Origin of the sequence: Mesorhizobium sp. M0306 (assembly GCF_040321655.1) — a bacterium.
In the GTDB taxonomy this organism is placed as follows: Bacteria; Pseudomonadota; Alphaproteobacteria; order Rhizobiales; family Rhizobiaceae; genus Mesorhizobium.
Map to the genome: position 1 here is coordinate 1 of NZ_JAMYRY010000103.1, position 1,107 is coordinate 1,107.

The 1,107-nt window shown below is 52.2% G+C and carries 2 protein-coding genes; both read left to right on the forward strand.

The genetic code is table 11. The features are described 5' to 3' along the window. The coding region (locus NKI95_RS34270; RefSeq protein ID WP_352722266.1) for a hypothetical protein at window positions 1-231 on the forward strand (231 nt) is incomplete at its 5' end. A 79-nt stretch (window positions 232-310) separates the two neighbouring features. Then, window positions 311-985 carry a GNAT family N-acetyltransferase gene (locus NKI95_RS34275; RefSeq protein WP_352722268.1) on the forward strand — a complete coding sequence of 225 codons (675 nt, stop codon included), beginning with the start codon at window positions 311-313 and terminating at the stop codon, window positions 983-985. Window positions 986-1,107 lie beyond the last annotated feature (122 nt).

Here is a 1,107-nt window from a genome sequence, read left to right on the forward strand (position 1 = left end):
GCCGACCGCAACCTGCAAACCCCACCTGCCATCACGACGGATCACCGCCGGCGCCTGACGAGGTTCGCGGAAAAGCGCCCAACAGCGGCCACATCGCCGCTTCAGGCCGCCAAAACCTCATCGCCGTGCATCAAGGCGGCTAACCGCTTACGCTCAATTGAGCGCTTATGCTTCTCCTCTGGTCGCAGCCAGATTCCTTTGCGGCTCCAGCCCTTGGCTCGCTCCGCGTGAACCGCATCAACTTGGCTCTTCACAATCCAGGTCAGACCTTGCCACAGATCCCCACTAGCCATGGTGGGAGCCTGCATCTGTGCTGACTGCTATTAAGGACACAGACCCCGTAGATCAAACCAAGATGGGTATTCAGGTGCCGATTCTGAAATCAATCATGCCGGATCGCGACACAGCCTGGCAAGATTGGGAGAAACCGATGATCGCATATCAGACCGAACGTTTGATCCTCACCTCCGTAGGATCCCAGCACGAGGTGGAACTGTTCAAACTGCACAATGATCCGCTGGTTCAGAAGGCGATCTATAGGAATGTGCCGCAGACCACTGAGGATGTACATAGGTGGGTCGATTGGCTATTGGCACAGTGGCGCAAGAATGGCTTCGGCGACTGGATGATCTATGAAAAAGTCCATGATGGTCCGATTTTTATCGGTCGCTGTGGCCTGCGCGACTACAAGGGCACCAATAATCTCGAATTTGCATGGGCATTTTTCCAGAACAGGATAGGACGAGGTTTGGGCCCTGAGGCTGCACGATTCACAATAACGCATGCTTTACAAAACTCAACAAAAGAAAAGGTTATAGGTTTTATTGAGAAAGGAAATACTATTGGAGAGAAATCTGCAAATAGAATCGGTATGCGATATATTGACGACAGGTTATATGACGGAAAAATTTGCCTGTACTATGAGATGACAAGAAGTGAATATTTCTCTCCTAACTACCATTGTGCGCCACGCCCGCGTGCTTGAGGTTGATGTTGGCTTACATGCGAGGGGCATCACCACTATAGCATTGCGCGCAAGTGGCCGCACCCCGGAGATAACGCTTCCTTTCTGCGTGTGAGCCCCTAAATCGCCGCAAATCGTCGCGG